Annotated in this window: 27 protein-coding genes; 5 read left to right on the forward strand and 22 right to left on the reverse strand. The window is 72.3% G+C overall.

What is annotated here, in order from left to right; all coding sequences use genetic code 11:
• The first annotated feature begins 61 nt into the window (after positions 1–61).
• On the forward strand, positions 62–1,060 hold the full coding sequence (locus AB7J25_RS06655; RefSeq protein ID WP_428506150.1) for a class I fructose-bisphosphate aldolase: 999 nt from the start codon (positions 62–64) through the stop codon (positions 1,058–1,060).
• 17 nt (positions 1,061–1,077) lie between these two features.
• Here AB7J25_RS06655 and AB7J25_RS06660 read toward each other — a convergent pair whose 3' ends face one another.
• Both AB7J25_RS06660 and AB7J25_RS06665 read right to left on the reverse strand, forming a co-directional pair.
• On the reverse strand, positions 1,078–2,343 hold the full coding sequence (locus tag AB7J25_RS06660; protein ID WP_428506152.1) for a GAF domain-containing protein: 1,266 nt from the start codon (positions 2,341–2,343) through the stop codon (positions 1,078–1,080).
• Entirely contained in the window at positions 2,340–3,008 is a 669-nt protein-coding gene (locus tag AB7J25_RS06665) for a response regulator (protein WP_428506154.1), read from the reverse strand. Before AB7J25_RS06665 ends, AB7J25_RS06660 begins: the two co-directional genes overlap by 4 nt.
• Positions 3,009–3,131: 123 nt before the next feature.
• Between AB7J25_RS06665 and rpe the strand changes: the two genes are divergently transcribed.
• The 3 genes from rpe to AB7J25_RS06680 are packed head-to-tail and all read left to right on the forward strand — an operon-like array spanning position 3,132 to position 6,815.
• A complete protein-coding gene (gene rpe / locus AB7J25_RS06670) occupies positions 3,132–3,818 on the forward strand; it encodes a ribulose-phosphate 3-epimerase (RefSeq protein WP_428506156.1) in 687 nt (228 codons plus the stop codon).
• Positions 3,815–5,863 carry a transketolase gene (gene tkt, locus AB7J25_RS06675; RefSeq protein WP_428506158.1) on the forward strand — a complete coding sequence of 683 codons (2,049 nt, stop codon included), beginning with the start codon at positions 3,815–3,817 and terminating at the stop codon, positions 5,861–5,863. Before rpe ends, tkt begins: the two co-directional genes overlap by 4 nt.
• A 7-nt stretch (positions 5,864–5,870) precedes the next feature.
• Positions 5,871–6,815 (forward strand): phosphoribulokinase, encoded by a 945-nt coding sequence (locus AB7J25_RS06680; RefSeq protein WP_428506160.1) that lies wholly within the window; start codon positions 5,871–5,873, stop codon positions 6,813–6,815.
• Between the two features lie 138 nt (positions 6,816–6,953).
• Here AB7J25_RS06680 and AB7J25_RS06685 read toward each other — a convergent pair whose 3' ends face one another.
• From AB7J25_RS06685 to AB7J25_RS06780, 20 genes are all read right to left on the reverse strand, one after another.
• Positions 6,954–7,808: a class I fructose-bisphosphate aldolase gene (locus tag AB7J25_RS06685; protein WP_428506161.1), complete on the reverse strand. Its 855-nt coding sequence runs from the start codon at positions 7,806–7,808 to the stop codon at positions 6,954–6,956.
• Complete coding sequence (locus AB7J25_RS06690) at positions 7,805–8,764, reverse strand: class I fructose-bisphosphate aldolase (protein WP_428506163.1); 960 nt, start codon at positions 8,762–8,764, stop codon at positions 7,805–7,807. The genes AB7J25_RS06685 and AB7J25_RS06690 overlap by 4 nt, the downstream gene beginning before the upstream one ends.
• Positions 8,765–8,804: 40 nt before the next feature.
• On the reverse strand, positions 8,805–9,017 hold the full coding sequence (locus AB7J25_RS06695) for a hypothetical protein (protein ID WP_428506164.1): 213 nt from the start codon (positions 9,015–9,017) through the stop codon (positions 8,805–8,807).
• 90 nt (positions 9,018–9,107) lie between these two features.
• Positions 9,108–9,947 (reverse strand): hypothetical protein, encoded by an 840-nt coding sequence (locus AB7J25_RS06700; RefSeq protein WP_428506166.1) that lies wholly within the window; start codon positions 9,945–9,947, stop codon positions 9,108–9,110.
• The gene (locus AB7J25_RS06705; RefSeq protein ID WP_428506167.1) at positions 9,944–10,723 is read right to left on the reverse strand and encodes a DUF6390 family protein; all 780 of its coding nucleotides are present in this window, start codon (positions 10,721–10,723) and stop codon (positions 9,944–9,946) included. Before AB7J25_RS06705 ends, AB7J25_RS06700 begins: the two co-directional genes overlap by 4 nt.
• Positions 10,720–11,859: a hydrogenase formation protein HypD gene (hypD, locus tag AB7J25_RS06710; protein ID WP_428506169.1), complete on the reverse strand. Its 1,140-nt coding sequence runs from the start codon at positions 11,857–11,859 to the stop codon at positions 10,720–10,722. Before hypD ends, AB7J25_RS06705 begins: the two co-directional genes overlap by 4 nt.
• Before the next feature lie 11 nt (positions 11,860–11,870).
• Entirely contained in the window at positions 11,871–12,143 is a 273-nt protein-coding gene (locus AB7J25_RS06715) for a HypC/HybG/HupF family hydrogenase formation chaperone (protein WP_428506171.1), read from the reverse strand.
• A 25-nt stretch (positions 12,144–12,168) separates the two neighbouring features.
• Entirely contained in the window at positions 12,169–13,293 is a 1,125-nt protein-coding gene (gene hypE / locus AB7J25_RS06720; RefSeq protein WP_428506173.1) for a hydrogenase expression/formation protein HypE, read from the reverse strand.
• On the reverse strand, positions 13,290–13,991 hold the full coding sequence (locus tag AB7J25_RS06725; protein ID WP_428506175.1) for a D-sedoheptulose-7-phosphate isomerase: 702 nt from the start codon (positions 13,989–13,991) through the stop codon (positions 13,290–13,292). The genes hypE and AB7J25_RS06725 overlap by 4 nt, the downstream gene beginning before the upstream one ends.
• Entirely contained in the window at positions 13,988–14,701 is a 714-nt protein-coding gene (locus AB7J25_RS06730) for a HypC/HybG/HupF family hydrogenase formation chaperone (RefSeq protein WP_428506177.1), read from the reverse strand. Before AB7J25_RS06730 ends, AB7J25_RS06725 begins: the two co-directional genes overlap by 4 nt.
• Positions 14,698–14,973, reverse strand: a complete 276-nt coding sequence (locus AB7J25_RS06735; RefSeq protein ID WP_428506178.1) for a HypC/HybG/HupF family hydrogenase formation chaperone — start codon at positions 14,971–14,973, stop codon at positions 14,698–14,700. Before AB7J25_RS06735 ends, AB7J25_RS06730 begins: the two co-directional genes overlap by 4 nt.
• A complete protein-coding gene (gene hypF / locus AB7J25_RS06740) occupies positions 14,964–17,366 on the reverse strand; it encodes a carbamoyltransferase HypF (protein ID WP_428506180.1) in 2,403 nt (800 codons plus the stop codon). The genes AB7J25_RS06735 and hypF overlap by 10 nt, the downstream gene beginning before the upstream one ends.
• On the reverse strand, positions 17,363–18,556 hold the full coding sequence (locus AB7J25_RS06745; RefSeq protein ID WP_428506182.1) for an NHL repeat-containing protein: 1,194 nt from the start codon (positions 18,554–18,556) through the stop codon (positions 17,363–17,365). Before AB7J25_RS06745 ends, hypF begins: the two co-directional genes overlap by 4 nt.
• Positions 18,553–19,464 (reverse strand): NifU family protein, encoded by a 912-nt coding sequence (locus AB7J25_RS06750; protein WP_428506184.1) that lies wholly within the window; start codon positions 19,462–19,464, stop codon positions 18,553–18,555. The genes AB7J25_RS06745 and AB7J25_RS06750 overlap by 4 nt, the downstream gene beginning before the upstream one ends.
• Before the next feature lie 28 nt (positions 19,465–19,492).
• The gene (locus AB7J25_RS06755) at positions 19,493–20,776 is read right to left on the reverse strand and encodes a hypothetical protein (RefSeq protein ID WP_428506186.1); all 1,284 of its coding nucleotides are present in this window, start codon (positions 20,774–20,776) and stop codon (positions 19,493–19,495) included.
• Positions 20,769–21,029 (reverse strand): hypothetical protein, encoded by a 261-nt coding sequence (locus AB7J25_RS06760; protein ID WP_428506188.1) that lies wholly within the window; start codon positions 21,027–21,029, stop codon positions 20,769–20,771. The genes AB7J25_RS06755 and AB7J25_RS06760 overlap by 8 nt, the downstream gene beginning before the upstream one ends.
• A complete protein-coding gene (locus AB7J25_RS06765; RefSeq protein ID WP_428506189.1) occupies positions 21,026–21,868 on the reverse strand; it encodes a hydrogenase maturation protease in 843 nt (280 codons plus the stop codon). The genes AB7J25_RS06760 and AB7J25_RS06765 overlap by 4 nt, the downstream gene beginning before the upstream one ends.
• Positions 21,865–23,472 carry a nickel-dependent hydrogenase large subunit gene (locus tag AB7J25_RS06770; RefSeq protein WP_428506191.1) on the reverse strand — a complete coding sequence of 536 codons (1,608 nt, stop codon included), beginning with the start codon at positions 23,470–23,472 and terminating at the stop codon, positions 21,865–21,867. The genes AB7J25_RS06765 and AB7J25_RS06770 overlap by 4 nt, the downstream gene beginning before the upstream one ends.
• Before the next feature lie 64 nt (positions 23,473–23,536).
• On the reverse strand, positions 23,537–24,508 hold the full coding sequence (locus AB7J25_RS06775) for a hydrogenase (RefSeq protein WP_428506193.1): 972 nt from the start codon (positions 24,506–24,508) through the stop codon (positions 23,537–23,539).
• An 87-nt stretch (positions 24,509–24,595) separates the two neighbouring features.
• Entirely contained in the window at positions 24,596–25,120 is a 525-nt protein-coding gene (locus tag AB7J25_RS06780) for a DUF1641 domain-containing protein (protein WP_428506195.1), read from the reverse strand.
• A gap of 227 nt (positions 25,121–25,347) precedes the next feature.
• Here AB7J25_RS06780 and AB7J25_RS06785 point away from each other — a divergent pair, with 227 nt between their 5' ends.
• A complete protein-coding gene (locus tag AB7J25_RS06785) occupies positions 25,348–26,406 on the forward strand; it encodes an AraC family transcriptional regulator (protein ID WP_428506197.1) in 1,059 nt (352 codons plus the stop codon).
• The last annotated feature ends 23 nt before the right edge of the window (positions 26,407–26,429 follow it).

Below are 26,429 nucleotides of genomic sequence, written 5' to 3' on the forward strand. Positions count from 1 at the left end.
GGCCAGCCTCCGGGGACCGCTCGTAGGTTCCGGTCGGAATCCACGACGAAGGGACCTACTCATGAGTTCGTGCCGGCAGACCGCCGCGCGGATGGTGGCGCCCGGGAAGGGCATCCTCGCGGCCGACGAGAGCATCGGCACGATGTCCTCACGCCTGGAGAAGGCCGGGGTCGAGGCGACCGCCGAGAACCGCCGCATCTACCGCGAGCTGCTGTCCGCGACGCCGGGGCTCGCCGACGGCGCGTCGGGCATCATCTTCTGCGACGAGACGCTCGGCCAGACCTTCGGCGACGGCAGCCCGTTCGCCCAGGCCGTGCACGCGCTGGGCATCCTGCCCGGCATCAAGGTCGACACCGGCGCGAAGCCCTGCCCCGGGCTACCCGGCGAGACGGTCACCGAGGGCCTCGACGGGCTGCCCGGCCGGCTCGCCCACTACGCCGAGGTCGGCGCGTCGTTCGCCAAGTGGCGGGCGGTCATCACGATCACCGACGAGCTCCCGAGCGCGGGCGCGATCCGCAGCAACGCCAACGCACTGGCCCGCTACGCGGCGGCCTGCCAGGCGGCCGGCATCGTGCCGATCGTCGAGCCCGAGGTCCTGATGGACGGCACGCACACCATCGAGCGCTGCGCCGAGGTCACCGCGGCCGTGCACGCGGCCGTCCGCGAGGAGCTCGCGCTGCTGAACGTGGACCTGGCCGGGATCGTGCTCAAGCCCAACATGGTCGTCGAGGGCAAGGACAACCCACAGGTCTCCACGCCCGAGCAGGTCGCCGAGGCCACCGTCGAGGTGCTGCGCACCTGGCCGGAGGACCTCGCGGGCGTCGCGTTCCTCTCCGGCGGCCAGTCGCCGGAGCGGGCCACGGCCAACCTCGAAGCCATGCAGCGCCACAGCACCCCGTGGCCGCTCACGTTCTCCTTCGGCCGCGCGCTGGTGGACCCGGCGCTCGCCGCATGGCACGGCGACCCGGAGCTCGTGACGGCCGGCCAGGACGCACTCGCCGAGCGCGTCGCGGCCAACGCCGCGGCCGTGCGGCTGCGCGGCGAGCTCCAGCCCGCCTGACCGGTCGGGCGGGCGGATCAGCGCATGTCCGGTCCCCGCAGCGGCACGGTGACGGTGACCGTCGTGCCCGCACCGGGCCGCGACCGGATCCGCAGCCGCCCGCCCACCAGCTCGGCCCGTTCCTGCATCGACCGCAAGCCGTACCCACCATCCGAACCGCCCGAGCCACCGGGACCGACCCGGTGGCCGGGCGCGACGGCTGCGGTGTCGAACCCCGTCCCGTTGTCGGCGACCTCCAACCGGGCCACGCCGTCGAACACCCCGAAGCGGAGCGTCGCCACGTCGGCGCGCGCGTGCTTGACGATGTTCTGCAGGCACTCCTGGGCGATCCGGTACAGGGCGATCTCGACGTGCTCGGTCAGCCGGTGATCGGCGAGGTCGACGGTGAGCTCCAGCTGCGGCGTGGACCGCGCGAGGCTCGCCAGCCCCCCGGCAAGCCCCAGATCGTCCAGGATCGGGGGACGGAGCCCGCCGATCGCCGCCCTGGCCTCGTCCAGGGCGAGGCCGAGCAGCTCGCGGGCCTGCACGAGCTGCCCCGCGGCCGCGCCCGGGTCGTCGCGGACGGCGCTGGACGCCGCGTCCAGGTGGTAGGAGAGGCTGATCAGGCGCTGGGAGATCCCGTCGTGGATGTCGCCTGCCATCCGGCGCCGCTCGCCCTCCTGGTTCGCGATCACCTGCTCCACGAAGCGTTCGTGGGCACGCTCGCGGGCGGCGAGGCGCCGGTGCAGGCGCGCCTGGTTCAGCGCGCCCGCCACGAGGCGACCGATGACCCGCAGCAGCTCCACGTCGCGCGCCGTGAACTCGCGCCGCTCGACCGTGTGCACGTTGAGCACCCCGACCAGCCCGCCGGGGCGGATCTCCATCGGGATCGAGGCCATCGACGTGAACTCCGCACCGCGCAGCGCCGGGATCGGCAGGTAGCGCGGGTCCGCCTCCTTGCGCTCGGTGATCACGACGGCCTGGCGGTGGCTCGCGACCCAGCCCGACACGCCGAGCCCCAGCGGCAGGTGGACCTGGCCGACCTGCTCGTCGAACGGCGGCGTCGCGCCGGCGAGGGTGAGCGCGCGCTCGGAGTCGTCCAGGACGTGGACGAAGCAGACGTCCGTGGCCGTCGCCTCGGTGATGATGCGCGCGACGGCCGCCGCGAGCGGCTCGACCTCGGGGCCCGTGGCCGTCAGCTGGATGATGTCGAGCAGCAGCGCGACCTCGCGGTCCGGGTCGATGAGCCCGCGCATCCCCGGCGGCGTCGCGCCCGCGGGGACGGCGCTGTCCGGTGCGGTCACTGGAAGATCCCCTCGCGCAGCGCCGTCGCCACCGCGCTGGTGCGGTCGCTCACCTCCAGCTTGCGGTAGATCGAGCGCAGGTGGCTCTTCACCGTCTCGTCGCTGATCACGAGCCGGACCGCGATCGCGCGGTTCGACAGCCCCGAGACCATGAACGAGAGGATCTCGCTCTCCCGCTGCGTGAGGCCGCGCCGCGCACCGGGCCAGTACTCGTCGCGCTGCAGGCGGGCCGCGGTGTCCGCCGCCCGCGCCGCCATGCCGGGGTCGATCACCGTCGTGCCCGCGTGGGCGCGCTCGATCTGGGTGACGAGCTCCTCCCCGCTGATCTTCTTGATCAGGTAGCCCGACGCCCCGGCCCGCAGCGCCTGGAAGAGGTACTGCTCGTCCTCGTACACCGACAGCAGCACGACCTTGCGCTGCGGGTCGCGTTCCCGGACGGCCCGGCACAGGTCCAGCCCGCTCGTGCCCTGCATGCGGACGTCGCAGAGCACGACGTCCGGCGCGAGCCCGAGGATGACGGGCAGGGCGCTGTCCGCGCCCACCGCCTGGCCCACCACCCGGACCCGGCTGCGGAACGCGGCCAGCATCGCCTTCAGCCCTTCGATGACCATCTCGTGGTCGTCGACGAGGACCACCCGAACGGGCCCGCTGTCCGGCGTCACCATGACCACAGGCTAGAGCCACGGCGCCCCACCGGCCGCTTTCCCCCCGCAGTCCCCCCAGGTCGGGGGACGAACCGTCGCGCAGCGCTTCCCTAGCGTCGGCAGCACGTCGGAGAAGGAGAACAGATGGCGGAACAGGTGTCGCCGATGCTGGTCGCATCGGTGCTCCCCGCGGACTTCGCCGACCTGGGTCGCCAGGTCGAGGAGATCGAGAAGGCCGGTGTGGACCGGATCCAGTGGGACGTGATGGACGGCCGGTTCGTCCCGAACATGACCTTCGGCCCTGACGTGATCGCGGCCTGCCGCCGCCACGTCGACATGGGCTTCGAGGCGCACCTCATGGTCGTCGACCCCGACCCGATGCTGGAGCGGTGGGTCGAGGCCGGGTGCGAGATCGTCATCGTGCACGCGGAGGCCACGACGCACCTGCACCGCACGCTGTCGCGCATCCGCGACCTCGGTGCCGGCGCGGGCGTCGCGCTCAACCCCGCCACCCCGCTCTCCGCCGTCGAGAACGTGCTGGACCTCGTGGACCTGCTGCTCGTCATGACGGTGAACCCCGGGTTCGGCGGCCAGTCATACATCGCGTCGATGGAGCCGAAGATCGCCCAGGCACGCGCCGAGATCGACCGCCGCGGGCTCGACATCGAGCTCGAGGTGGACGGCGGCATCGGTGCCGCGACGATCGGCGCTGCCGCGCGTGCGGGTGCCCGCGTCTTCTGCGCGGGCTCGGCCCTGCTGAACGGTCCCGGCACGATGACCCAGCGGGCCGAGGAGATGCGCAACGCGGCACTGGCGGAGATGGCGGCATGAGCAGCGAGGTCGAACTCTCCCCCCGGCGCGACGGCCTGGCGGATCTCTCCGGCGACCAGGACGCGCTCGCGATCGACACGGTGCGGTTCCTCGCCGCGGACGCCGTCCAGGCCGCGAACAGCGGCCACCCCGGCCTGCCGCTCGGCGCCGCCCCGACGGCCTGGGTCCTGTGGTCGCGCCACCTCCGCCACGACCCCGCCGATCCCCGGTGGCCGGACCGCGACCGGTTCGTGCTGTCCGCGGGGCACGGTTCCATGCTGCTCTACGCGCTACTGCACGTGACCGGCTACGACCTGCCGCTGGACGAGCTGCAGCGGTTCCGCCAGCTCGGCTCGCGCACCCCCGGGCACCCGGAGTACGGCTACACCCCCGGCGTCGAGACCACCACCGGCCCCCTGGGACAGGGGATGGCGAACGCCGTCGGGATGGCGCTCGCGGAGCGGATGCTCGCCGAGCGCTGCAACACCGCCGAGCACACCGTCGTCGACCACCGCACGTGGGCGCTCGTCGGTGACGGGTGCCTCATGGAGGGCATCAGCCACGAGGCGGCGTCGCTGGCGGGCCGCCTCGCCCTCGGCAAGCTCACCGTGATCTTCGACGACAACGACGTGACGATCGACGGGCCAGCGCACCGCAGCTGCGGCGACGACGTCGCGGCCCGCTTCGAGTCCTACGGCTGGCGCGTGCTGCGCGTCGAGGACGGCAACGACGTCGAGGCGCTCGACCTGGCCTTCGCCCAGGCCAGGGCCCGCGAGGACCGGCCGACCCTCATCACCGTCCGCACGACGATCGGCTACGGCGCCCCGGGGATCGAGGGCACCTCGGCGGCGCACGGCAGCCCGCTGGGCGAGGACACGATCGCGGCCATGCGGGAGCGGGCAGGTTGGCCGCCCACCGCGTTCCACGTCCCGACGGCGGTGCGGCTGCAGGTCGCCGAGCGGCGGGCCGAGTGGTCGGCCACCCACGCCCGGTGGGACCGGGTGCACGCGCAGTGGAGCGCGACCCACCCCGATCTCGCGGAGGCCTTTCCCCTCGACCGCGTGCCGGCCGCGGCGGATCTCTCGGTCCTGACCCCGCTCGCGGACGAGGCGGCGGCCGGCGGGAAGGCGGCCACGCGGAAGTCCTCGGCGGCCGCGCTGAAGGCGCTCGCCGCCGTGTACCCGGCGCTGGTCGGCGGCTCCGCCGATCTCGCCTCCTCCACCGGCACGGCGATCCCCGGCGGCGACGTCGGCCCCGGTGAGTACGGCGGCCGGACGATCCACTTCGGAGTGCGCGAGCACGGCATGGCGGCCGCGATGAACGGCATCGCCCTGCACGGCGGCCTGCGCCCGTTCGGCAGCACCTTCCTGGTGTTCTCCGACTACCTGCGTCCCGCGCTGCGGCTCGCGGCCCTCATGAAGCTGCCGGTCGTGCACATCTTCACCCACGACTCGGTGTACGTCGGCGAGGACGGCCCCACGCACCAGCCGATCGAGCACGTCGAGTCGCTGCGCCTGATCCCGGGCCTCACGGTGCTGCGCCCGGCGGACGCCGCGGAGACCGCCCTCGCCTGGGAGATCGCCGCGGCCAACCTGGACGGCCCGACGGTGCTTGTGCTCAGCCGCCAGGACCTGCCGGTGCTCGGTGGCAGCGGCCTCGACGACGTCCGCGCGCACGGCGCCCGCACCGTCCACGAACCGGACGGGCCCGCGGACGTGGTGCTCGCCGGGAGCGGCTCGGAGGTGTCGCTGGCGCTGAAGGCGGCGCGGCTGCTCGACGCCCGCGGGGTCGCCGCGCGCGTCGTCTCGGTCCCCTGGCGGGAGCGCTACGACGAGGCGCTGCGCGTGGGCACGGTCCCCGTACCCGGGGCTCCGGTCGTGTGGATCGAGGCCGGCGTGACGACCGGTTGGCGGGCGGTGGCCGGTCCGGGCGACCAGGTCGTCGGGATCGACCGGTTCGGCGAGAGCGGGCCGGGCCAGGACGTCGCCGTGCATCTCGGGTTGTCGGTCGTCGCGGTCGCGCGCGCGGCATTCACCGCAGCGGGGCGCGTCCCCGCGCAGCTCTGATCGCGCCGTGGCAGGCAAGACCGTGCGAATCCGCAGGGCCGGCGCTTCCGGATCGGGTCGGCGCGCCCGCCCGGTGATGCTGGCCGTCGCGGGAGACAGCGCAGCGGGCAAGTCGACGATCTCGGCGGGGATCGTGGCCGCGCTCGGCCCGGACCGCTGCGCCCACCTCTCGACCGACGACTACCTGCGCCACGACCGCGTCGAGCGCCGCGCGCTACCCGTGACCCCGCTGCACCCGGACACCCACCACATCCCGATCCTGGAGCAGCACCTGCGGCTGCTCGCCGGCGGCGAGGCCGTCCTCAAGCCGGTGTACGACCACCGCTCCGGCCGGCTCACCCGGCCGGAGCTCGTGGAGCCGCGGGAGTTCGTGATCGTCGACGGGCTGCTGCCGCTGCACACGACACTCGCCCGGGCCTGCTTCGACGTCACCGTGTTCCTCGACCCGGCCGAGGACATCCGCAGGCACTGGAAGCTGCGGCGCGACACCACCACCCGCGGTTACACCCCGGACCAGGTGCTCGCCGAGCTCGCGGCTCGGGAGGCGGACGCCGTCGCCTTCGTCCGGCCGCAACGTGGCCGCGCCGACATCGTCGTCCGGTTCGCTCCGATCCCGGGCCGGCCCGGCGCCCCGCTGTCCGCGGAGATCCTGCTGCGCGCGACGATCCCCCAGCCGGATCTCGCCGGCGTGCTGACCCACGAGGTGTCCCAGGTGATGCACCTGCGCCTGGCCCGCGACGTCGACGGGCGGCCGGTCGACAGCCTGCACGTCCACGGCTACGTCCCGCCCGAGGACGGGGCCGCCGCGGTGAAGGCGATGTGGGAGGCCTTCGGCGACCCCGACTCCGGTGTCCCCGAGTTCTTCGGACGCATCGGGCCGGACGAGTACAGCGCACCCCTGGCCATCACCCAGATCCTGCTGCTGCACCACCTTCTGGAGGGCGCGCGGTAGCCACCGTCGCGTGCCGGTCCGCGCCCGACACCCGGGCCCTGAGGAGACCGTGATCACCGGTTGTGTGACCTGGGCTGCACGGGTGCACGCCAGGTCACGGCTACGGTGATCATCGCTCCCCAGAGCCGGGCCGCGCTCTCAGGCCGCGGCGCCCGCCCGCAACACCCGGACGAGGCCGTCGAGGCGGGTGCGCACCTCGTACTGCACGGCCCTGTCCTGACCGCGCCGGGCGGCGCGGGCCGGGACGAGCGCGGACAGCTCGACCCCGAACCCCCAGCGCACGGCCGGCGCCGAGCGCACCACCGCGTCGAGGTGGGCGGGCAGGTCGCTGAGGCGGTGGGGGGCCCGCAGCACCACCCCGCCGATCTCACCGACCCCGCCCTCACGCAGTGCGCGGACGGTCGCCCGCGCAGCGTCGTCCGGGCTGGCCACCTCGGCGTGGCGGGAGCCGGGCAGGACCGGATCGATCTCCAGGAGCATCCCGGCGGGATCGACGCCGCGGTGTTCCAGCGTGGCGAGCAGCAGCTCGACGACGTTCCGCAGCCGTGCCTGCGCCGCCCCGAGCGGGGCGCGGGGCGGGACCGGCGCCCGGCAACGCAGGAGCGGCACCGTCTCCGTCTCGCGGCAGGCGAGGGCCCAGCTCGCCGCCATGTTCGCCTGCTCCTCCCGCGTGTCGGGGTCGCCGTCGTCGACCTCGGCCGTCCATCCGGAGAAGGTGACTCCCGCTCCCGCCCAGGCCGCCATCCGCTGGGCGAGGAAGCCGCTCGGGTCGCGCAGCGCCTGCGGGAGGTCACCCGCGTCGAGCGCGACGCCGACGGCGCAGCCGCGGGCCACGGGTCCCGCCACACCGCCATCGAGCATGTCCGGCTCGAGGAGCACGCCGCCCACGCAACGGCCGAGACCAGGGGTCTCCAGCACCGTCCGGCGCAGCGCCGGGGAGGCGGCGGCGTCGACGGCGAGCAGGCCGCGGCCGCGGGAGAGGAGCTCGCTCATTCCGGCCCCCTTCGGGCGTTGCGTGGCGTGAGCACGGTGATGGTCGCCGCGCCGACGGGCTCGGTGCCGGACCGCGGATCGGCGAGCCGCTCGAGCCGGGCCGCGAGGGCGTCCGCGGCCGCCGGAACCGACGACGGCCGCCCACCCCACGCGAGCAGCGCGGGCAGGGTGACCTCGCGGCCGACGTAGAAGACGATCGGCCAGGGCGCGTCCGGCGGCGGTGGTGCGCCGGGCGCCACGTTGAGGGCGACGCCGCCGAGATGCGCCGGGAGCACGGCGAGCGGGCTGTCGGCGAACGCCCGCACACCGGTGTGCACCGTGTTGACGACCGTGGCGGCGAGATCGGCCTCGAGGTCCTCCAGGTGCCCCACGACGCTCAGCAGCGCAGCGCCCAGAGCCGCGGAGCGCGCCCGCTGCGGCCCGTCCGGCATGCGCGCGCCCACGCGGACGACCGGTACCAGGCCCGCGGTCTGGCAGGTGCGGGCGAACCGGGCGGCGGCCTGGCTGTTCACGGTGAGCGAGGACAGCCCGTCCGGGGCCAGGCCGGTCCAGACGCTCCACAATGCGAACCGGGCGCCCGCGTCCCGCGCACTGCGCAACCGGTCCGCGAGCCCGTCCAGGCCCGAGGTGACCCGATCCTCCGGGCCGAGTCCGCGTTCGAGCCCGGTGTCGACGCGCACGCCGACCACGACGCCCGACCGCCACAGGAACTCGGTGGCCGTGGTGCCGTCCACGGGCAGGTCGAGGTCGTCGGGCCGCAGGACAACGCCGCTCGCGAACCGGGCCAGCGCGGCGGACCTGACGAGGACCCGGCGGAACTCGCGGGCCATCGGATCGGTCGGCGCGAGGCCCGCTGACCGCAGGCGCGTGGCGATCGCCGCTGCCGGGGTGTCGATCGCGACGATCCCCTTCGGGGCGGCGGTGATCTGCCGCGTGCACCGCAGGAGTGCGTCCATGCTGCTCCTCTGGGTCCGTGCGATAGGTGCCTTCGGGGGGTCAGCCGCCGCTGCCGTGCATGTCCTGCGCGAGGTCGTCGGGGAGGTCGTAGCCGTTCTCGCGGAGGAACCGCCGCTGCCGGCGGCGCCAGTACCGGGGCCTGGCGATGCGCGCCATCGCCTCCGTGTACTCGACGTACAGCGCATGCTCCTGGTCGGTGTGGAACCGGACGCGGGCGCGGTCGATCTCGGCCGCGGACATGAACGGGGTCATCGTCGTGTCCTCTCCGTGCCCATCGCACCGTGCACGTTCCCCCAGCGGACACCCCGAGGCGGGGGATTCCGCGGGGGGAATCTTCGGGGCTCAGTGGGCGGTCAGCCCGACCAGTCCCGGATCGAACGTGGCGCGCGCCGCCACGGAACCGGCCGCCGCCGCGACGATCAGTTCCGCGTCGGGTTCCCGGCCCTTCCCGAGCACGATCGCCGCGCTCTCCGGGCCGTCCCGGTGGGCCATCAGGAAGTCGTAGAGCAGCCAGTCCAGCGCGCACGCGACGGCGAGCGGATCCGCAGCGGGCGAGCGCGCGCCGCGCAGGACGGCGCGGATCGCCCCGCGATGCTCGTCGCGGGCGGCGTCCTTGTTGGTGCCGGAGCTGTCGAACAGCAGTGTGGACAGGGTCAGCGGATAGCGCTCGCCCGTCTCCGTCCGGACGACCCAGCGGCCGCCCTTCCAAGGCTTCTCCGGATCGACCTGCACCATCTCCCCGAACCCGCCGATGACGCCGATCCCGGGCGTGTCCAGCTCCCCGTCGAAGGGGGCGGGCCCGAGCAGGTCCAGCGGGTGGCGGGCGCGGATGGAGAACAGCGCCGCGGTCCCGATGATCTGCCCGGCGCGGACGTCGGCCGCGATGCCGGTGACCTCGGACGCCGCTGCGAACTCGTGGGTGAGCCGGTCCAGCGCGCGGTGCAGCTCCCGCAGCCCGTCGCGCTCCGCGGCGTCCACCGGACGGCGCCCGCCGCCGAGGAGCTCACCGAACCGCTCCGCGGCGATGATCAGGGCGTCGTCGAGCGCGGCGAGATGGGTGGCGACGAGCCGGTCCGGCTCCTCGTCGTCCGCGACGAGCTGCTGCAGCGTCGCGGGCCTGCCCGTGGGCGTCGCCCACTGGAAGCCGATCTGCTCGTCGTCCTGGTGGATGCGCGGTCTCACGCGTGCTCTCCTCGTAGCCGCCTGCTGGTGACGTCCAACCGGTGGTGGGTGGACTCCTCCACGTCCCGGAGCTGCGACGGCGTGAGCCGCCCGCAGATCCGGCCCCAGTGCAGCGCCACCTCCTCACCCACCTCGACATCCGGAACGGCGGCGTACCCGTCGACCCGTACGGCGACGCGGTGCACCTTCGGCTCGGCCAGGGCGAGCCCGCCCTCCCGGAGTTCGAGGGCCTGGGAGCGGACGCCGGCGTGGTCGGCGTCGGTCCCGCCGTCACCGAGCGAGACGACCGTGCCCCACCCGATCCGGCAGCTGTCCAGCACGTGCAGCGGGTGCTCGTCCATGCCCCGGCCGAGGAGCCGCGACCACGGGTAGACACCGAAGACGTGGAAGCCGTGATCGCCCGCGGCCTCGTCGAGCAGTGCGGGAGTGAGGTGCGCCCAGTAGTGGCCCGCCTGCGGACCGATGACGTCGAGCAGCGCCTGCCCGAACTCGCGCGCGTCCAGCTCCGCGCCGATGCCTCCACCGAGCCAGTACGACTCGACGACCCGGTGGTCCATCGGGTCGGCGATCCCGGTCATCCGCGCCAGCACCTGCAGGTACGGCCAGGCGCCCGAGAAGCGCCGGGCGACCGCCCGGATCTCCTCGGGCGATCCCGACCGCAGCACCGCCGCCTCCGGCGGACCGCAGTAGCCGAGCTGGTTCGGCGCGTAGGCGTAGCGGGCGAAGAACTCGGTGCCGCGGGTGTCGATCGAGGAGCCGGCCGGAGCCGCCGTCACGACCGCCCCGCCTGCCCGACCAGCTGGGCGGCGTCACGGTGCATGCGGCCGAAGTTGTAGTACGCCGCGCAGGCACCCTCCGGCGACACCATGCAGGTGCCGATGGGCGTCTCCGGCGTGCACGCGGTGCCGAAGACCTTGCACTCCCACGGCTTGAGCACGCCCTTGAGCACCTCGCCGCACTGGCACGCCTTGGGGTCGGCGACCCGCACGCCCGGCATCGCGTAGCGCAGCTCGGCGTCGAAGGCGGCGAAGTCGTCGTGCAGCCGCAGCGCGCTCTGGGCGATGAAGCCCAACCCGCGCCACTCGAAGTGCGGGCGCAGCGCGAAGACCTGCCCCATCAGCGCCAGCGCAGCGGGGTTGCCCTCCTCGGCGACGACGCGGGCGTACTGGTTCTCCACCTCGCAACGGCCCTCGTGGATCTGGCGCAGCAGCATCGCGACCGAGGCGAGGAGGTCGAGCGGCTCGAAGCCCGCGACGACGAGCGGCTTGCCGTACACCTCGGGCACGAACCGGTACGGCCGGTTGCCCACGACGGTGGAGACGTGGCCCGGGCCGAGGAACCCCGACAGGCGCAGGTCCGGCGAGTCCAGGATCGCCTTGATCGGCGGCACGATCGTGACGTGGTTGCAGAACACGCTGAAGTTCTCGACCCCGAGCTCGCGCGCCCGCACCAGCGTGACGGCGGTGGACGGCGCGGTGGTCTCGAACCCGATCGCGAAGAACACGACCTGCTTGCCGGGGTTGTCGACGGCGATCTTCAGCGCATCCAGCGGCGAGTACACGAACCGGACGTCCGCCCCGCGCGCCTTGGCGTCGAGCAGGCTGCCGTCCGATCCGGGCACGCGCATCATGTCGCCGAAGCAGGTGAAGATCACGTCCGGCCGGGACGCCAGCCAGACCGCGTCGTCGACCCGGCCCATCGGGATGACGCAGACGGGGCATCCGGGGCCGTGCACGAGCTCGACGTTGGCGGGCAGGAGGTGCTCGATCCCGTGCCGGTAGATGGTGTGGGTGTGCCCGCCGCACACCTCCATGAACTTGTACTGCTCGTCGCTCGTGGCGGCCAGCCGCTCGATGGCGCCGAGCAACGACCGCGCCGCAGCAGGGTCGCGGAACTCATCGACGAAACGCATGACTCGCCTCCTCAGACGATCGCGGACGAATCGAACGCTTCGATCTCGTCCTGGTAAGCCTCACCGAGCCGTTTGACGGCGGCCAAGGTCATCAGGGCCTCCGCCTCGTCGATCTTCGCCATCGCGAAACCGACGTGGACGAGCACCCACTCGTCGGGCTCGGGCAGGTCCTTCTCCAGCAGGCGCACGCTGATCGTGCGCTGCACGCCGCTGACGTCGACCTTCGCCAAGCAGTTGACGGGGTCGGTGATCGCGACGATCCGTCCGGGGATCCCCAGGCACATGTGCGTCAGCCCTTCTCAGCAGATCTCAACAGATTCGGGGCAGCGGGTCGCCGACGAGCATGTCGACGATCCGCGTGCCGCCGAAGCCGGTGCGGAGCACCACGGCCTCCGCAGGCTCCTCGACGATGGTTCCGATCTCGGCGGCCTCCTGACCGAGCGGCAGGGCGCGCAGTGCGGCGAGGCCCGCCTCGGCCTCCTCGGGTGCGACGACGGCCAGGAACTTGCCCTCGTTCGCGACGTAGAGCGGGTCGATGCCGAGCATCTCGCACGCCCCGGCGACGACGGGCCGCACGGGCAGGTGCTCCTCGTCGAGGACGACGCCGAGCCCGCTCGTCTTGGCCAGCTCGTTGCAGCTGGTCGCGACGCCGCCGCGGGTGGGGTCGCGCAGCCAGCGGGTGGACGGCGCGGCCTCGAAGAGCGCCTCCACCAGCGGGCTCACGGCGGCCGTGTCCGAGGAGATCTCGGCCTCGATGGCGAGGTCGCCGCGGGCCAGCATCACCGCCATGCCGTGGTCGCCCATCGACCCGGAGAGCAGCAGCTTGTCGCCAGGGCATACCGCCTGTGCGGACAGCGTGCGGCCGGCCGGGACGACTCCGACGCCAGCGGTGGTGATGAAGAGCCCGTCCGCCGCGCCCTTGGGGACGACCTTCGTGTCGCCGGTGACGATCTGCACGCCCACGGCGGCCGCGGCAGCCGCCATGTCCGCGACGATCTCCTTGAGCTCCGCGATCGGGAAGCCCTCCTCGAGCACGAAGGCCGCAGAGATCCACGACGGCACCGCGCCCGCCATCGCGAGGTCGTTCGTGGTGCCGTGGACGGCGAGGTGGCCGATGGAGCCGCCGGGGAAGCGCAGCGGCTTCACGACGAACCCGTCGGTGGACATCGCGACGCGCTCGCCGCTGGGCAGCATCATGACCGCGCCGTCCCCGAGGGACTCGAGCAGCGGGTTGCGGAACGCCTCGACGAACACCGCGTCCACCAGTGCCGCCGACGACTTGCCACCCGCCCCGTGGGCGGACGTCACGATCTCGTCGCGCAGCCGCGGCCTGCGCCTGCGGAAGGCCTCGATCCGCTCGATGACCTCGCCCTCGGCGAAGGTCGGGCCCGAGGTGAGGTACTGGCTGACCGTCCTGCTCTGGTCGGTTCTCACTGATCTTCCGTTCCGTGCTCGTGCACCATGTGTTCGTGAACTGCGGCCCACAGATGGTGGCCGAGCAGCGCCTGTGACTCCTGGATGCGGTGCACGCTCTGCGAGCGGACCACGAAGCACACGTCGACGTCGGGGCTGCGGGCCATCGCGCCGCCGTCGTAGCCCGCGAAGCCGACCGTGTACATGCCGCGCCGGCGTGCCTCGTGGAGCCCGGAGGCGAGGTCCGCCGAGCTCCCGCTCGTGGACATGGCGAGCGCGATGTCGCCCGCCGTCGCGCGCGCGATCAGCTGGCGGGCGAACACCAGCTCGAACCCGACGTCGTTGCCCAGCGCCGTGAGGATCGCCTGGTCGGCGGTGAGCGAGAACGCCGGAAGCGGCGGGCCCGTCGGGGGGCGCGCGAAGAGCGCGGCGAGGGTCGTCGCGTCCGTGGAGCTGCCTCCGTTGCCGAACGTGAACAGGCGCCCGCCCGCTGCGAACCGCCGCGCCATCTCCGCCGCGGCCGTGGCGATCGCCTCACGGCTCGCCTCGAGGGTGCTGCGGCGCAGCTCGGCACTCTGCGCGGCCTTGGCGCGAGCGGACGCGGCGAGGTCGGTGAGCAACGCCTGCGCGTCCGTCTCGCTCGCGTCGAGGAACGGGTAGAGGAAGCCGGTCGCCTCCGCCGACGCGGCGGGGGCACCTCCGGTTCCGGTCGAGGTCACAGCTGTTCCACCTTCCCGATCGCCATCCCCGCGTGCACCAGCAGCAACTCGTCCACGGCCACCGGTTCCACGAGCACCGTCGCGATCGACTCCGTGCCCTGCGCGGTGCGCACCCGCGCCGATCCGGGCTCCACCGAGATCACCTCGGCGAGCCTGCCCTCGTCGCTGCACGTGACGCAGACCTCGTCCGTGCAGTCGGCCGGCTCCTCGGCCAGCAGGCCGGGATGTTCGAAGCAGACGTGCGTCAGCTCCCAGAGCAGGTGGTAGAGCAGCACGAACCGCCCGGTGGCCGGAACGAGCGGGTCCTCCTCGTCGATCCAGAGGAGGTGGTCCGCGCTCCCCGCCGGGGGCCGCGGGCCGCTGCCGACCCAGATCGTCGTGATCCCCCACGCCGGCGCGCGCTGCATGATCGACCGGACGTCCGCGTCGGACGCGCCGGCCACCGCGAGCAGGACGTCACCGCGGCGCGCCGACACGCGTGCCGTGCCGACCAGGTCCGGGCCCGCCAGCGCGACGGCCGGAAGCGCCCTGGTCCCGACCACAACCGGGTGCACGAACTCGACCGCGACGTGCTGGGCGTGCGGTTCCCAGGCGGGCGCCACGCACCACAGCGTCGCCCCGGCGGCGAACCGTCGCGCCAGCGCCAGCGAGGCCGCGGCCAGATCGGCCGAGGCGTTCTCGTCCAGTCCCGGTTCGACGACGGCCGTCACGGCAGCACCGCCGGATCGCCGGGCACCACGTCGGACACGCTGTCGAAGACGCCGTACTCGGTCATCGTCGCGAGCGTGACCCGGGCGGTGTCCTCATCGATGCGCGTGAGCGCGAACCCCGCGTGGGCGATCGTGTAGTCCCCCACCTGCAGGTCCGGCAGGTAGGCCAAGCACAGCGTCCGCTCCTCGCCGGGGAACTCCACCCGGGCCATCCGGGCCCCCGACTCGGCGTCCCAGATCTCGGCGACCCGCCCCGGGATCCCTAGACACATCCTTCAGCCCTCCTGCTCTGTCGTGCGGTCTCCTCGACCGCCGTCAGTGCGGACACCGCCGCCTGACCGAGTGCGAGACCACCGTCGTTCGGCGGCACGAGCCGGTGCGTGAGCACCTCGAACCCGGACTCCTCCAAGCGCCGCCGGCACTCCTGGAGCAGCAGCACGTTCTGGAAGACACCGCCGGTGAGGCCGACGGTGCGCACGTCGCCCGCGACCTGCGCCACCACGGTGGCCACCGCGACCGCGACCGCGCTGTGGAACGCCCTCGCCAGCCGCGCGGGTTCGACGCCCGCTCGCAGCGCGACCACCAGGTCGCGGATCAGGGGCACGGCGTCGATCGTCGCGTCGGCGTGCACCGCGAGGCCCGGCCAGACCCCGGCGGGTGCCGGTGCCACGCCGCACTCCCCCGCGAGCACCTCCAGCTCGATGGCGGCCTGACCCTCGTAGCCGATCCGGTGGCGGACGTCGAGCAGGGACGCCACCGCGTCGAACAGCCTGCCCATGCTGGTGGTGGCGACGCAGCCGATGCCACTGTCGAGCTGCGAGCGGAGCACCGCGAGCTCGGTGGGGCTGGCGGCCCGGACGGGCGCCAGGTCGTCGGTCCACTCGACGCCCGCCGCCCAGGCGTGGGCCAGTGCCATCCGCCACGGGTTGCGGACGGCTGCGTCGCCACCGGGGAGCGGAACGGGTGCGAGATGCCCGGCCCGGACGAACCGGTGGCTGTCCGTGCCCAGCACCAGGATCTCTCCACCCCAGATCGTCTCGTCGCACCCGTACCCGGTGCCGTCGAACGCGACGCCGACGATCGGGGTGTGCAGTCGCCCGTGCTCGGCGAGCAACGAGACGACGTGCGCGTGGTGGTGCTGCACGAGGTCCAGCGGACGGTCGCCCGCGTGCCGCTCGGCCCAGACCCGCGTCAGGTAGGCGGGGTGGAGGTCGGCGGCGATCCGCTCGGGCGTGCGGCGGATGCCACCGAGCTGGGCCACGGACCGCTCGAAGGCCCGCAACGTCTCGAGCGTCCCCATGTCCCCGATGTGTGCCGAGCAGTACGCGAACCTGCCCTCGGTGAGGCAGAAAGTGTTCTTCAGCTCGCCGCCCGCCGCGAGGACGGGTGGCAGCTCGCGACCGAGGTCGACGGGCAGCGGGGCGTAGCCGCGGGATCGCCGGATCGGTAGCTCGCGGCCGTCGACGACCCGGACGACCGAGTCGTCGCACGGCACGTGGATCGGCCGGTCGTGGTCGAGCACCGCGTCGCAGAGATCCGGCAGCCGGGTGGCCGCGTCCTCCTCGGTGAAGCAGATCGGCTCGTCCGAGCGGTTCGCGCTGGTCAGGACGATCGCGTCCGGGACCGGCGCGTCGCCTGTGTCCGTGTAGCCGGGCACCGGGGCGAGCAGGAGGTGGTGCACCGGCGTGTAGGGCAGCATCAGGCCGAGCATCGGGTTGCCCGGCGCGACGGACGCCGCCACCGGCGCCGCGGCCGTCCGCCGCAGCAGGACCACCGGCCGGGCGGGCGAGGTGAGCACCTCGGCCTCGGCCTCGTCGATGCCGGCGAACCTGCCGGCGACCTCGAGGTCGCGCACGAGCAGGGCGAAGGGCTTGCCGCCGCGCGCCTTGCGGGTGCGCAGCCCCGCCACGGCCTCCTCGTTCCCCGCCGCGCAGGCGAGGTGGTAGCCGCCGATGCCCTTGATCGCGACGACGCGGCCGTCCGCGAGCGCCCGCTGCGCCGCGGCCAGCGCGGCGTCGGCACCGGTGATGCGCTCGTGCCCGTCGTCGAACCCGTCGGCGAACCACAGCGAGGGCCCGCAGTCGTGGCAGCCCACAGGCTGCGCGTGGAACCGGCGGTCCGCCGGGTCGTGGTACTCCGCCGCGCACCGGGAGCACATCGGGAAACCGGCCATCGTGGTGGCGGGCCGGTCGTAGGGCAGCTCCCGGATGATCGTGAACCGCGGGCCGCAGTTCGTGCACGTGACGAACGGGTGGCGGTACCGGCGGTCGCCCGGGGCGGCGAGCTCGCGCAGGCAGTCCTCGCACACCGCGACGTCCGGCGGGATCAGGGTCGTCGCACCGTCGGCGGCCCGGCTGGGGACGATCTGGAAGGACCCGTCCCCGTCCGGCTCGACGGGCAGCTCCTCCCACGTCAGGCCGGCCACCACGGCGAGCGGCGGTGCGTCGGTGCGCAGCCGCCTGCCGAACTCGTCGACGGCCGGGCACGCGCCCTGCACCTCCACGAACACCGCCGCCGGGTCGTTGCCGACCAGTCCGCCGAGGCCGAGCTCGCTGGCCAGGCGGTGCACGAAGGGCCGGAAGCCGACGCCCTGCACCACCCCGGTGACGCTGAACCGGCGCCGGGTACGGGTGGTCTCGCACGCGGTGCTCGTCGACCGGGTCATCGTCGCCGCCAGATCACGACGCGGTTGTTCCCCGAGTCCGACACGGCCATCCGGTCCCCGCGCAGCGAGAGCCCGTAGGGCCAGCAGAGCGTGTCGTGGGTGACCGCGGCCCAGCGGTTCTCCCCGTTGGCCGCGAAGGTCGGCTGGGCGAGCACGTGGTCAGCACCGCGCACGGTGGTCGGCATGCCCTCCCAGATCAGGATCCGGTTGTTGGCCGTGTCGGCGACGGCGAGCCGCTCGTCCAGCCCCGGCGTGCCGTCCAGCCCGATCGCGTAGGGGAACCGGAACCGCTCGTTGTTGTGCGGCCCGTACGGCCATTCGTCGGCGGTGTCGAACCCGGGCTGACCCAGCACCAGGTCGGCAGCCCGGTCCCCGTCGGGGCCGGGCGACCAGCCGAGCACCCGGTGGTTGCCCGCGTCGGCGACGAGCAGCAGGTCCTCGCGGCCTGCGATGTCGTGCGGCCAGCGGAAGCTCGCCGGGCCGACGGCCGCCCCGCGGTTCTCCTCGCGCGCCGCGGGGTCCGGCTGGCCGAGCACGACGTCCGCGGGCCGGTTCACGTCCGGCACGCCACCGTCCCAGCCGAGGACGCGACGGTTCCCGGTGTCGGCGATCCAGAACCGCCCGCCGACCACCGCGATCCCGAACGGCCAGTACAGCGTGGAGGCCGAGCAGGTCCAGCCACGGTTGGGCTCGACGCAGGTCGCGTCGTCCTGACCGAAGACGAAGTCCGGTGCGGAGTCGCTGCGCTGCGGCACCTCGTTCCAGACGAGGACCCGGTGGTGCCAGGCGTCGGCGACGATCAGCTTGCCCTCGTGCACGAGCACACCGGTCGGCAGGTTCATTCCACGCTCCGGTCCGCGCCCACCGGCGGCGCGCCCCTCGGTCTGGCCGTCGGGCTGGCCGAGCACGACGTCGGCCGGCCGGTGGTCGGCGTCGGGGATGCCGTGCCAGATCAACACCCTGTGATTGCCGGAATCGGCGACGATCACGTGCTCCTCGCCGAGGAAGACCCCGCGCGGTGAGTACATGAACGCCATCGACGGCGAAGCCTGCGGGAGGGCGAGCCCCCCGGTGGCCGGGGCCCCGAGCCACACCTCGGGCTCCCAGCCACCCCTGATGCCCTCCTCGGGCAGCGGATCGATACGTGCGGGTCGGCCGGCCACGTTGCGCCGGACGGTCAGGCGGCTCATGTCTCGATCCGGATCCAGACCTCGCCGCCGTCGACCCGCATGGGCAGCTGCTCGAGCTGCGCGCCCGGTGCGCTCAGGCACTCGCCGGACGAGGCGTCGAAGCAGAACCCGTGCCACGGGCAGGTGAGCGTGCCGTTCGCGGTGTCGATGATCGCGTCGTCGAGCGGCAGGCCCTCGTGCGCGCACTCGTTGCGGTACGCGGTGAGGCGCTGCTCGATGTTGACGACGACGACGTCCGCCTTGTCGCCGGACTCCGCGACGAGGTCGAAGCGGCTCATCCCACCCTCGGGGATGTCGCTCGCAGCGCCGGCCCGTACCCAGCCCTCCTTCTCCCGGGACGGCCCGATCCGCAGCGCGTCCAGGGTGATCAGCGTCGGCGTGGGCTGGTTCTTCAGCACCTCGACGGCCCGGATCGCGGGCACGCCCTCGACGAGGGCGCTCTCGACGAGGTTGCGCAGCGTCACCGAGGACATGGAGCACCCGTTGCAGGCACCCTCGAGGCGGACGTATGCGACACCGTCCTCGACACGGTCGAGCGTCACGTCGCCGCCGTGGCTCTGCAGCTGCGGGCGCACCTCCACCAGCACGCGGTTGGCATGCGTCGTCGGATCCGGCCGCACGATCCCGTGCAGGGACAGCAGCAGGTGCACGACCGGGTCGTCCACCAGCTCGAACAGGGCGGCCCGAGTCTCGTCGCCCTCCCTCAACCGGCGCACGATCGTCACCAGACCGGCCTTGTGGACGGCCTCGATCGCGGCCTTCAGCTCATCGGCGGCCTTGCGCGCGCTCGGCTCCAGCTCCGCGACCGCCGTGACGGCCTCGTCGACCCTACGGGCCAGCTCCTCGAACGTCGGCTCGGCGGAGGCGTCCGCCGTCGCCGCCGATGCGGCGACAGTCGTCGTCGACATCGTCGTCTCCCTCAGTCGGCTCGATCACTCAGTCGGTGTGGTCGGTGGTGCGCGCGAGCGCCCGCTCCCGCGCGATCTCGTCCAGGACCCCCCGGACGGCGCGCACCGACTCCTCGTCCTGGTGCTCCTCGAACAGGAAGCGCGCCTCGTAGAGCTTGGCCTTGGCGTCGTCGAACACGCCGAGATGCGCCAGCACGTTGCCCTGGTTGGCGAGCACCCGGGCACGGCCGAGCGGATCGGACTCGCGACTGCGGGTCTGCAGCACCGCCTCGTACAGCTCGACGGCCTCGACGAGGTTGTCGGCCTGGTGCTTGGAGGGCGTGTAGACCAGCGAGTTGGCCAGGTTGAGCTGCACGCTCGCCCACTCCGTGGGGTGCTCCTCGCGCGTGTAGACCTTCAGCGCGGAGCGCAGCGACTGCGCGGCGATCCCCAGCCGGAGCTGTCCCGACGCCTCCACCATCGGCATGGTCAGGTACGCGGTCGCAAGGCCGGCGTGGGCGGCCGCCCACAGCAGGGGGGCCTCGGCGCTCTGCACGAGCTGCAGCGCACCCTGGTAGTGCGGCACCGACCGGACCAACCGCTCGGGCCGCGTCTGGGCCTGCTCGTGCAGCGCACCGGCGAGGCCGAGATGGATCTCGGCGCGGCCGACACGCAGATCGTCGGCTCCGTCGAGCAGCGTCAACGCGCGCTCGAACGCCGCGACGCAGTCCTCGTCGCCGCGGTCGCGTAGGACCGACGCGGCCGCGCCGTGCAGCAACCCGGCCAGTGGCGGCGCCACCGGCTGCGCCATCTCCGCCGCGCGGTTCAGCAGCTCGACCGCCGCGGCGCCGTCGCCGGCGGCGAGTGCCTGCGTCGCACGGGCGGAGAGTACGAGCGCACCCACCTCGCCGTCCGCCGCACCGAGCTCCGGAGCGGTGTCGCTGCGCCCGACGACGAACAGCACGAGATCGACGAGCACACCGAGCTCACCGAGCTCTGCGCGCAACGCGTCGGCGTCCTCGGCATCGGGGTCCAGGACGAAGCGGTTGTAGCGCGACACCGCATCGGTGGCGCCGCTCTCGTCCAGGGCCGCAAGCGCCCCGGCCCGGTCGCCAGCGAAACCGAGCTCGTGAGCCTCCAGGCCCGGAGGCCATTTCTCCGGGAGGCGACCTGCGACGAGCTCTTCGCGCACGGACTCGTACTCCTCGCCCTGGGGAACAAGGAGGTACCCCAGGGGTAGGGAGAACGCGCCGAGCGGTTGTGGCCGCGTGACGAGCGGGCCGGGGACGGTGCGGATCGTGGTGGGATCGGGTGCCGTCAGTGCGTCAGCCATTCAATGGACCTCGAATATCTCGTTCGGCGGCGCGCTTGATCAGGCCGGCCGAGAGACGCGCGCGGGCCTCGGTCGGGAAGGTGTCTATCCGGCGGCGGACGACCCCGTCCGCGAACAGCACGACGATCTCGACAGCCCACCGTCCGCGTTCCGGGACGACGACGGTCTGCACGTCCAATGCATCGTCTGCCGAGCTGTCCTCGCGCGGAGTGGTCTTCTGCCGAATGTCTTGGTCGTCCGCCATCGTGATCACGTCTCCAGCCCCAGAGGGATCTTCAGCGCGGCCTGCGCGTCGTCCCAGTATGCGGCGTACACGCCCGCCCGGAAGGAATCGCCGAGGACCTCGCGGACGAGGACCGATCGATCACCTTCGGGGGTGCGCTGCTTGAGCAGGAGACCACCGCTGCGCGGGCCGCGCAGCGGAACGAGCCAGAACGCCCCGTCCCGGACGACGGCCACAACCGCGTCCGACGGGAACCGTGTTGCGGCGAGCGTGGCGTCGAGGCGCATGTACCCGTCCTCGGTGACCTCGACGGTGTCGGCGTCGGCGGCCGGGACGGGCCGCAGCGGGCCCAGGTACTCACGCTCGATGATCTCGATCACCTGTTCCATCGCGGCCTCCACCGGCTCGGACAGGTCCGCACCCAGTTCCACTCCCTCGGCCTCGATGAGGAAGACGGAGATGTCGGTGGGGCATGCGTCGCCGAGCGCCCACCGGGCCAGCGCGATCGCGTTGTCCCAGCGGAACGAGTGGGTGTGCACGCCCTCCAGGGGCGGGAGCTCCGCGAGCTCCGCACCGGGAACCCGGAAGAGGGTTCCCGGCGCAGAGCCCGTCGCGGCCGCGTCGACGATGACGACCCGGCCGGCGCCGCGCATCTGGAACGCGACGTCCATGCCGGCCGTGCCACCGTCGACGAGCCGAGCGCCCGCGGGCACACCGCGCTCCCAGAGATGACGGACGAGGACGGGACCGACCCCGTCGTCACCCCGGAGGAGATTCCCGCAGCCGACGACGAGCACTTCGCAGCCGGGCGGCTCGATGTCGACCGAGGGACCTGCCTCGGTGTTTCTGTCCGCGGACGTCGGGATCACACCATTCCGTTGATGACGAACTTCGACAGCTCGCGACCGGTCTTGCCGTCGTAGGCGTGCACCGTGCACACCAGGCAGGAGTCGAAGCTGCGGGCCACGTGGCCCAGCTCCACCGGGTCCTCCGGGTCGACGATCGGCGACCCGACGAGCGCCTGCTCGATCGGGCCGAGCGCCTCCCGGCCGTCCCGAGGACCGATGTTCCACGCCGTCGGCGTGACCACCTGGTAGTTCTTGATCTTGCTGTCCTCGATGACGATCCAGTCCGACAGCGCGCCACGGGCGGCCTCGGTGGAGCCGAAGCCCTTGCCCTCGGCGTGCTCGACCGGCTTGGTGTAGAAGCTCTCCGAGAGGTCGAGCTGGTCGAGCCACGCCCGGGCCCACTTGTAGTACTTCGGGCCCTCGTGCATGCGCGCCATCTGACGGACGAAGACGCTCGGCCCGATCTTGTTGTACATGTCCAGGAACAGCTTGTCGTCGTCCTGGTGCGGGGCAGCGTTCGGACCGGCTGCGGCCATGCGGCGGGACAGCGGGCCGGCCTCGAGCGGGATGTGGCCCAGGCCGGGGACCTCGTACCGCGGGGACTTGGCCCAGCTGTACTTGCCCTGCTTCGCACCGTCCGCCGGGTCGATGGGGTTGGTCTCACCCTCGAACGGGTGGAGCGCTCCCGTGCCCTGGTAGAACGAGTGCGTGACGTCCTCGCTGACGTTGGCCTGGTCGAACTCGTGCCACTGCCCGCCGGCGAAGACGCCGGACCGGCCGATCAGCGCCGCGTTGCGGCCCGCGATGGTCGGGTTCTCGTACAGCGTCGGGTCGAAGTACGTACCGGTGGCCAGGTAGTTGCCCACGCCACGGCCGTACTTGTCGAGGCCCACGTCCAGGCAGTAGCGGATGAAGAACCCGCAGTCGCTGTTGTACTGCGACTCGTTCTCGTCGACCCAGGCGAGCATGTCGTCCCAGGTCTTGACCTCCAGCCAGCGGTCGACCGAGCAGCCGAGCCACTGCTTCTCGAGCCACTCGTCCTTCCAGTGCTCGAGGATCGCGATCGAACGCGTCACGTCCGACAGCGTCGGCGCGCACATCACGCCACCGGGCACCATGAAGCTGGAGTGCGGCCACTGCCCACCGAAGATGGCGTAGACCTCGACCGGCTTGTTGGAGAGCACGACGCCGGGCTGGTAGCTGGTGCCGACGTACGGGGCGAACCGCCGCACGGCCTCGGCGTACATCTTGGACTTGGCGTAGTTCTTGTTGGTCAGGTCGATCGCGAACAGTGCGTAGAAGTATCGGGGGATGGACTGCAGCGTCTCGGTGGCCTGGGCGATGTTGCGCACCAGGGTCGCGTTCGGCGGCATGTGGGTCCGCCACGCGGTGTCGAGGGCGTACGCGGACTTGTAGAGGTGGCTTCCACCGCAGATGCCGCAGATGCGGGGGCAGACGATGAGTCCGGCCTGCGGGTCCTTGCCACGGAGGATGATCTCGAATCCGCGGAACATCGCCGCCTCGGTCCACGCCGAGGTGACGACGCCGTCCTCGATGGTCACACGCACGTCGAGGTCACCCTCGACGCGGCCCAGTGGGCTCACATGCAGGTCGAGTGCGGTCATGGTGGGGGGGTCCTTTCGGGACGACCGTTCGGGTAAGGGGCACGAACCGGCGTGAGCCGGCCGGTCAGACGACGAACATGTCCTCCTTGGACCACTGCGGTGCCGCGATCCGGGCGGCAGCGGCGTGGGCCATGTAGGTCAGGTGGTCGCTGCCCTCCGGGACCTCCTTCGGGATCGTCCCGCTGACCTTCTGGGTCTTGAAGACGGTCCCGGGAGCGAGGTCGAAGTGGGGGAACTCGGGTTCGGTGCAGCCCAGGCACGGCATGCCGGCGCGCGTCTTCGACGACTGCCGGTTCCACAGGATCCGGTTGCACGGCGAGTGCGTCATGGGCCCACGGCAGCCGAACTCGTAGAACAGGCAGCCCGTACGGGTGCCCTCACCGAACGAGAGCGTCGACTGCTTGTACTCGAAGAACTGCACTCGCGTGCAGCCCGTCTGCGTGAAGGACTTGAAGAAGGTCTCCGGCCGGTGGAGGTCGTCGAGCCGGATGTCGCCAGCGCGACCGGTGGCCAGCGCGACGATGATCTGGGTGATCCAGTCCGGGTGGGCGGGGCAGCCCGGGACGTTGATGACCGGCAGGCCCATCTTCGACTTGAAGTCCGGCCCGAGGAAGCCGCCCTTCGCACGCTTGTGGAACTGCAGGCCGGTGGACGCCGACGGGTTCGGCTCCATGGCCGGGATGCCACCGAAGCAGGCGCAGTCGCCGATCGCGACGACGATCTGGGCCGCCGCGGCCAGGTCCGTCACCCAGTCCTTCATGGGACGGTCGGCGAACATGTCCATCCGGCCGCTGCCGTCGGGCGCCTCGATGACGGTGCCCTCGAACACGAAGATGTCGAGCGGGCGGTCACCGTTTGCGCAGTCCCAGAAGACCTTCTGCGCGTTCTTGCCGAGTTCGAGGCCGAGCGACGGGTGCCAGATCAGGTCGAGGCCGAAGTCGACGATCAGGTCGACGACATTCGGCTCTTCGGCGTTCAGGAAGGACATGGTATTCCCGCTGCATGCTCCGCCTTGGAACCACAGCACGGACGCCATGGGAACTCCTCTCGGTTCGATTTCCGCGCACAGCGCGGTTGCTGTCGTGGCGGCGGCGCCGCCACGAACGGGTGTGGCGGAAACGGCTCAGCCGAGCCGGCGGCCGAGGGCCTTCGCGACCTGAACCATCAGGCCGATTCCGCGGGACACGTCCTCGTCCTTCAGGACGCGGAGAAGACCGAACACACTCGTCGGTCCGCCCGGGGACTTCGCCGCCTCTTCCCTTCCTTCGGCGAGCGCCTCGCCGAGCAGCCCGATGGTGTCCGCAGTGCGGACATCGGCGAGCGCGGGTGAACCGAGAAGCGACTTCAGTGCCGGGGTGGCATTGACCATACCGGTGGAGAGATCGGCAAGGCTCGCCAGCACCTTCGGAACGTCGACGGCTCCGATCCCGGACGAGTCGGGAGCTGCGGAGCGCAACTCGCGAACGCCGTCGACAACGGCCTCGGTGATGGTGTCGCCGCGCTCGACGAACCCGTGGATGCCGGCCACGAGGATGGCGAGCAGATCTGCGTGATCGAGGATGTACGAGAGTGAACTCGCCACCCTGGGGTCGTCGAGGCGTTCCAGCAGCTCGTCCGCCGGGGACTGCGTGACGAGCTGATCATTCACCGCCAATGGAGCTCCTCCGTTCGCAACGTCGAGAGGTGTGAGGTGACGCACAGGCTAGGCACGCGCACCCACTTGGCCTATCGCTTCTGCGCAGGAGTTATCAGGATCGCGCTGAGGTTGTGACACTGATGCGCTGAGCCGTCCAGGAGACTTGCATGATCGGAGTCAACCCTTCGCGCTACGCTCAACCAACCACCACCACCGGTGCCTAGATCGGTACCCCAGGAATGTCCCGTCTGTCACGGCTGCGCTTCATCGACGTCCGGCGCACGCGCGGCCCGGTCCGTCGCAAGGTCCGGTCCCGAGGCGTCCCACCCGCCCTGGCCGAGCACGAGATCTTCTACACCGAGGACGTCCGCGCGGCGGCCAGGATGGTGGGCAAGGTCCTGTCGCCGGGCACCCTCGAACTCGCGGAAGGAGCCGAACCGGGTTTCGCGGCGAGCCTCTACGGCGTGCGCCTGCGGGACGTCAGCATGCTCTACCTCGACCTGCACGTCGCGGTCACATTGGACATCCCCGCGCTCGGCCCGTACGTCTGCGTCTGCATGCCGACGAACGGGCGCGTCGTCTGTGCAGGGCACGGCCCGACGTTCGAGGCGAACACCGTCCGCGCCCTCGTGACCAGCCCGGATACGCCTGTGACCTTGCGGTTCGACCACGACTCGCCCATGCTCATGATCCGGATCGAGGCCCAGCCGTTGGCCGCTCACCTGACCCGCCTCCTCGGCAGGTCGCTGGCGCACCCACTCGCCCTGGAGCGCGAGTTCGACCTCGCATCGGAGGCCGCGATGCGCTGGAACACGGCCGTGCAGCTGCTGCACGCCGAGGTCTACTACGGCGATTCGCTCGTCCAGCGCGGCCAGGGGCTGGGCACGCTCGAGGAGTTCCTCATGAGCAGCCTGCTGCTGCTGCAGCCGTCGAACTACCACGAGGAGCTCGTCCGCCCTGCGGGCCGCCGGGAGCGCGGCGTCGTCACGAAGGCGACCGACTTCATTGAGGCTCACCTCAGTGAACGCATCACCCTCGGCATGATCGCGCGCAACGTCCACATGAGCGTCCGATCGATCCAGCAGGCTTTCCACGACGAGCTCGGGATGAGTCCGGTCGCGTACATCCGCGAGCGACGGCTGACCCGGGTCCGCGACGAGTTGACCGACGCACTTCCCTCGGACGGAGTGACCGTCACGAGCGTCGCGCAACGGTGGGGGTTCGGCCATCTCGGCAGCTTCTCGGTGGAATACCGCAAGCGCTGGGGGGAGTCCCCGTCGGAGACACTCCGGCGTTGATGACATCGGTCCGGTGTACAGTC

The sequence above is a fragment of the Pseudonocardia sp. genome, assembly GCF_050246655.1.
GTDB lineage: Bacteria > Actinomycetota > Actinomycetes > Mycobacteriales > Pseudonocardiaceae > Pseudonocardia.

Excerpts from the sequence above, each read along its gene's own strand:
- AB7J25_RS06655 (WP_428506150.1), top strand. The coding sequence starts at position 62 with ATGAGTTCGTGCCGGCAGACCGCCGCGCGGATGGTGGCGCCCGGGAAG.
- AB7J25_RS06665 (WP_428506154.1), bottom strand. The coding sequence starts at position 3,008 with ATGGTGACGCCGGACAGCGGGCCCGTTCGGGTGGTCCTCGTCGACGAC.
- rpe (WP_428506156.1), top strand. The coding sequence starts at position 3,132 with ATGGCGGAACAGGTGTCGCCGATGCTGGTCGCATCGGTGCTCCCCGCG.
- tkt (WP_428506158.1), top strand. The coding sequence starts at position 3,815 with ATGAGCAGCGAGGTCGAACTCTCCCCCCGGCGCGACGGCCTGGCGGAT.
- AB7J25_RS06685 (WP_428506161.1), bottom strand. The coding sequence starts at position 7,808 with ATGAGCGAGCTCCTCTCCCGCGGCCGCGGCCTGCTCGCCGTCGACGCC.
- AB7J25_RS06690 (WP_428506163.1), bottom strand. The coding sequence starts at position 8,764 with ATGGACGCACTCCTGCGGTGCACGCGGCAGATCACCGCCGCCCCGAAG.
- AB7J25_RS06695 (WP_428506164.1), bottom strand. The coding sequence starts at position 9,017 with ATGACCCCGTTCATGTCCGCGGCCGAGATCGACCGCGCCCGCGTCCGG.
- hypD (WP_428506169.1), bottom strand. The coding sequence starts at position 11,859 with ATGCGTTTCGTCGATGAGTTCCGCGACCCTGCTGCGGCGCGGTCGTTG.
- AB7J25_RS06715 (WP_428506171.1), bottom strand. The coding sequence starts at position 12,143 with ATGTGCCTGGGGATCCCCGGACGGATCGTCGCGATCACCGACCCCGTC.
- AB7J25_RS06735 (WP_428506178.1), bottom strand. The coding sequence starts at position 14,973 with ATGTGTCTAGGGATCCCGGGGCGGGTCGCCGAGATCTGGGACGCCGAG.
- hypF (WP_428506180.1), bottom strand. The coding sequence starts at position 17,366 with ATGACCCGGTCGACGAGCACCGCGTGCGAGACCACCCGTACCCGGCGC.
- AB7J25_RS06745 (WP_428506182.1), bottom strand. The coding sequence starts at position 18,556 with ATGAGCCGCCTGACCGTCCGGCGCAACGTGGCCGGCCGACCCGCACGT.
- AB7J25_RS06750 (WP_428506184.1), bottom strand. The coding sequence starts at position 19,464 with ATGTCGACGACGACTGTCGCCGCATCGGCGGCGACGGCGGACGCCTCC.
- AB7J25_RS06755 (WP_428506186.1), bottom strand. The coding sequence starts at position 20,776 with ATGGCTGACGCACTGACGGCACCCGATCCCACCACGATCCGCACCGTC.
- AB7J25_RS06770 (WP_428506191.1), bottom strand. The coding sequence starts at position 23,472 with ATGACCGCACTCGACCTGCATGTGAGCCCACTGGGCCGCGTCGAGGGT.
- AB7J25_RS06775 (WP_428506193.1), bottom strand. The coding sequence starts at position 24,508 with ATGGCGTCCGTGCTGTGGTTCCAAGGCGGAGCATGCAGCGGGAATACC.
- AB7J25_RS06785 (WP_428506197.1), top strand. The coding sequence starts at position 25,348 with ATGTCCCGTCTGTCACGGCTGCGCTTCATCGACGTCCGGCGCACGCGC.